This is a genomic window from Mesorhizobium kowhaii, assembly GCF_003253745.1.
GTDB lineage: Bacteria > Pseudomonadota > Alphaproteobacteria > Rhizobiales > Rhizobiaceae > Mesorhizobium > Mesorhizobium kowhaii.
In genome coordinates this window covers 1-4,246 of sequence record NZ_MZXV01000049.1, presented here as the reverse complement: position 1 = coordinate 4,246, position 4,246 = coordinate 1, and the positions used below count along the sequence as shown (strand labels likewise).

At 61.6% G+C, this 4,246-nt stretch carries 2 protein-coding genes and 2 pseudogenes; 3 read left to right on the top strand and 1 reads right to left on the bottom strand.

The genetic code is table 11. The annotated features are described in order from the left end of the window. Positions 1–164 (top strand): annotated as a pseudogene (locus B5V02_RS41785) (3-hydroxybutyrate dehydrogenase); the annotation flags it as partial. Between the two features lie 201 nt (positions 165–365). Here B5V02_RS41785 and B5V02_RS21825 read toward each other — a convergent pair. After that, positions 366–998, bottom strand: a complete 633-nt coding sequence (locus tag B5V02_RS21825; RefSeq protein WP_111546178.1) for a tyrosine-type recombinase/integrase — start codon at positions 996–998, stop codon at positions 366–368. 302 nt (positions 999–1,300) lie between these two features. Between B5V02_RS21825 and B5V02_RS42740 the strand changes: the two are divergent. Further along, positions 1,301–1,513, top strand: a pseudogene (locus B5V02_RS42740) (winged helix-turn-helix domain-containing protein); the annotation flags it as partial. 140 nt (positions 1,514–1,653) lie between these two features. Continuing rightward, the gene (locus B5V02_RS21815) at positions 1,654–2,808 is read left to right on the top strand and encodes a tetratricopeptide repeat protein (RefSeq protein ID WP_111546176.1); all 1,155 of its coding nucleotides are present in this window, start codon (positions 1,654–1,656) and stop codon (positions 2,806–2,808) included. The last annotated feature ends 1,438 nt before the right edge of the window (positions 2,809–4,246 follow it).

Genomic DNA, 4,246 nt, shown 5'->3' with positions numbered 1-4,246 from the left:
CCGAGGCGGACGTGATCAAGACCATGATGCTGAAGGAGACGGTCGACGGCGAGTTCACGACCGTCCAGGACGTTGCGGAAGCAGCGCTGTTCCTGGCGGCCTTCCCATCGAACGCGCTGACTGGCCAGTCGATGGTGGTCAGCCATGGATGGTTCATGCAGTAGCGGGTTCGGAGACGCGGGTCTTATCGCCCGCGATCTCCCTCCTTATGTAGGATCAATCTCCGCTACTCGTCATACCTTTTTGTATTGCACAATGCGCGATTCCGGGATGTCCGCTTTTAGAATGCGGTATTGATCTGCTCAACGACGACTTTGCGGCGCGTACCAGTTCGGCTCCTCGTTGGTGGCAAGGAGCCGGGGTAGTCAAATTTCTGTCCCTTCCGCCAAAGTGAGGGCATCCTCGACGTCGACGCCAAGATAGCGCACCGTGTTCTCGATCTTGGTGTGGCCTAGTAAGATTTGCACGGCTCGAAGATTGCCGGTGGCTTTGTAAATGATCGACGCCTTGGTCCGCCGTAGCGAGTGCGTGCCGTATTCCTCCCGGCGCAAGCCGATGCCAGTAACCCACTCATCGACCAGTCGCGCATATTGCCGTGTGCTCAGATGATCGGCGTGATCGATCCTGCTCGGAAAAGCGTAGTCGTCGATCGCGCCGCCGCGCCGATCAAACCATGCCAGGAGGCTGGCACGTGCATCATCCATCAACTCGAACTGAACCGGCCGACCCGTCTTTTGCTGAACGACGATCGCCCGGGTCCGGATTTGGCTGCCGCTGACCAATTCGCCGATTTTAATCTTTACGATATCGCAGCCCCGCAGCTTGCTATCGATCGCCAGATCGAAAAGTGCTCGGTCACGGACGCGATGGTGCTGATCGAGGAAGAAGCGAACGGCCCACACCTGACGTGGCTTCAAGGCTCGTTTGGCGCCGACCTTGCGGCCAGCATTCCAAGCTCGACGTTCCTGCGAACCCGGATCATATTGTAAAATACCCATGATCATTCTCCTTGACCGACATTGGCCAAGGAGATTTTTCCCCGCATTGCAGCAGGGCCGGAAGCGGACCGCCAGCTCCTAGCAGCGAGATCTATAAAAGCTGACATTCAGTTCTGCGCGAGCAGCGTCCTGATCTGACCCCATCTCGGTCGTTGTCGACAGTCGATCTCAATGTCGTCCTAGCGGCGCTAAGCAGCCATTGGTGCGCGGCCGGTTCTTCTGTCAAAATCGGCCAAGCTGTGTTATCAATTCAGGTAATCGCGATAGTGAAGCGGCAACTTCGCGGACGGGGGTTGACGGTCATGACCGTGACGTCTTTCGGTCCCTTCCGATACGACCTCGCGACCACGACGCTGGAGCGTGACGGTCAACCGCTGGCCGTCAACCAGCGCGGCCTCCTACTGATCGACACCCTTCTCGAGGCCGGGGGGATGGTCGTCTCTAAGGATCACCTCCTCGATCGCGCTTGGCCCGGCACAGTCGTCGAGGAGAGCAACCTCACCGTCCAAATCGCGGCGCTTCGCAAGACGCTTGGGCCTAGAAAGGACGGACATGACTGGATCGTGACGGTACCCGAGTCGGCTACCGGCTGGTCCTGCCCCAGTCCGAGGGGCGAGCGATCAGTGCGGCGGCCGGGCGCGCGCTCGTGGCGGTCATGCCATTCGCCAACCTCGGCGGCGGTCCAGACGAGGCGGGCCTCATCGAGGGGCTGGTCGATGACATCATCACGGAGTTGTCACGCTTCAAGACGTTTGCCGTGGTGGGCGTTAAAGATCCAGCGGTCGACGGGAAGCGAGCGATGCGCGACCTCGGCGTTCGCTATGCGCTCGAGGGCACCATCCGTCGCGCCGGCGGAAGTCTTAGGGTTGCCGCGCATCTCGTCGACGCGACGACTGGCGAACAGCTCTGGGCGGAAAGGTTCGACGACGCCGCGACCGGGTTGTTCGACCTGCAGGACCGCATCACGGAGGCCGTGGTCGGCCTGCTCGAGCCGCAGATACGACTTGCCGAGATCGAGCGTGTGCGCCGGAAGCGGCCCGAGAGCCTCGATGCCTACGAGCTGTTCCTGAGGGCGCTACCTTATGTCTACGGCATGGATCCCGCCGGCTATGCGGAGGGCATTGCGCTGCTCGAACGGGCCATCGCGATCGATCCCGAGTTCGCTCCGGCAATCGCCTACGCGGCTTGGTGTTACGAGAAGCGCATCACGCTTGGACTTCCGCCGCTCACGGCTGACGACACGAAGACGTGCTTGGGGCTCGTACGGGAGGCGCTGAGCCATGGGCGCGACGATCCGGTTGTCGTGGCGATCTGCGGCTGGCTCACGCTCATAATTGGCCGTGATGCCTCGAAAGGGCTTGGGGCGATCCGTCGCGCGCTGGCGGCCATCCCGAACAGCCTGGTCATCCTCAACCATACCGGCTACGCGAACGTCGTCGCCGGCGACCTCACCGAGGCCTCCGCCTGCTTTCGACGTGCCTACCGCCTGAGCCCGGAATCGCCGGACGCCTTCTACAGCCTGACGGGGGAAGGTTACGTCCAGGTTATGCTCGGAAATTATGAGCTTGGAATCGAGTGGCTCCTCCGGTCGCTTGCGAGTTTCAACGAATGGGTCGTGACCTATTGGGGCCTCTCGGTTGCCTATGCTCATATTGGACGGATGGATGAGGCACGTGAGGCGGTTCGGAAGCTCCTCGAGCTGACGCCGCATGCGACGGTGGCGGGGCTCGCCGCGGGACCCTTCCGCGACTCTGCGGGAAGGTCCTTGTTCGTCGAGGGATGGCGGATGGCCGGCCTCCCCGAAAACTAGCCGCAACCTCGCCCGTATCGTGATTTTTCCGAACTTTTCGGACCGGGAAACAGGACCGGAAAGCCCCTTGCAGCGACACTGACGTCACACCGCCGATCACGGCGTTGGGCAAGGTGGAGGCTGCAATGGTGACCCGAGAATTCTTCCGTCGCTGGGGCGAGTACCGCCAGCTGATGCGTGAACTGAAGAGCTATTCCGACGTCGAGCTCGCAGAGCTGGGTATGGTGCGATCCGCATGTGCGCGGACCGCTTTCGATGCGGCATTCGGCAGCCCGCTGGAGGATTGGCGGAGGTGGTTCAAAGCTTCCGGCGCGCGTGCTCGGCGCGGGAGACCTGCCTCAACTATCTGACGGCACCGATCAAGCGGAGCCAGGCCTCGACATCCCCGTCGTCTTCGCCGCGTCCGCTGCCGCGACACCTCGTTCGATTTCGTGGAAGAGACCAATTGCTCGAGCGCTTTTGTCGCGAGCGAGCAGTAGCGAGGACGAACTGCGTAATCGGTTGGCGGGAGCCCGTCTCCGCGCCTTTGTGAAGATGCCCACGTCGACCTGTACAAAGCCCGCTTTGCGCGCTCTACCCCGCCATTCGGAGCGCTGATGCGAGCGGCAGCTGATGGCACAACCACGACTCCCGCCCGTATACCGGCGATGTCGGCTTTCAGGAAACGGCAGAGCTGATCGCTGCGGCCGACATGGGCGCATACCGGTCAAAACCCACGATGAACCGAACGGGCTGAGTGCTGCCTTCGGAGGGCAAGGCACTCCCCTACGCCTGATTTCGTAGGCAGGACGGGCTCGCTTCGCTAGCCGCAGCAGCGAAGTCGGAACTGGCAGCTCGATGAGTGGGGGGAAAGGCGGTAGCGCTCTAGCGCTACCATCATCAACCATAGCAAAAGCATACTGCGCGTCACAAAAATGGTAGCCATCGGTCCAAGGAAGAACGGCGCATAAGCCGAAGTTATGCGCGCGTCCCCAACCGGGGACGATTGTCGCGCGTATGACGGAGGAAATTCGCCCCCGCCGCGGACGGTGAACAGGACAGCCGTAGGAGCGTCAGCCTAGCGCCGGCCACAGGACGGGACGCGGGACCGACTGTCCCCGTCCGTGGTGGTCCGCATATAAGTTTAGGTATGTGGTAGCCTTCTCAATCATCGGGAAGTTGCGCCCATTTGCAGGCCGCGGCCGCAAATTGCAGCCCGCGCCGAAGACATGCCTTCACTACACCTCCAATGTTCGCTTACGCATAAGGCATGCAGCATTCATGGCCTTGCAGAAAGGCGAAGCTGTGAGGCGATACTCGCCCACGCCTCGGCCAATCACGGCGCAGCGGATTGAGCGAGCGCTCGACCGCGTCGCCGAGATCATCGTGGCGCGAGGCGACCATGGTGAAGCATGGCTCCCTCTATATGACCATTTGGAACGCGCCCTGCAGGATCATC

Bases quoted from the DNA above. Each gene is read 5' to 3' on its own strand.
- B5V02_RS21825 (WP_111546178.1), bottom strand. From the start codon at position 998: ATGGGTATTTTACAATATGATCCGGGTTCGCAGGAACGTCGAGCTTGG.
- B5V02_RS21815 (WP_111546176.1), top strand. From the start codon at position 1,654: ATGCCATTCGCCAACCTCGGCGGCGGTCCAGACGAGGCGGGCCTCATC.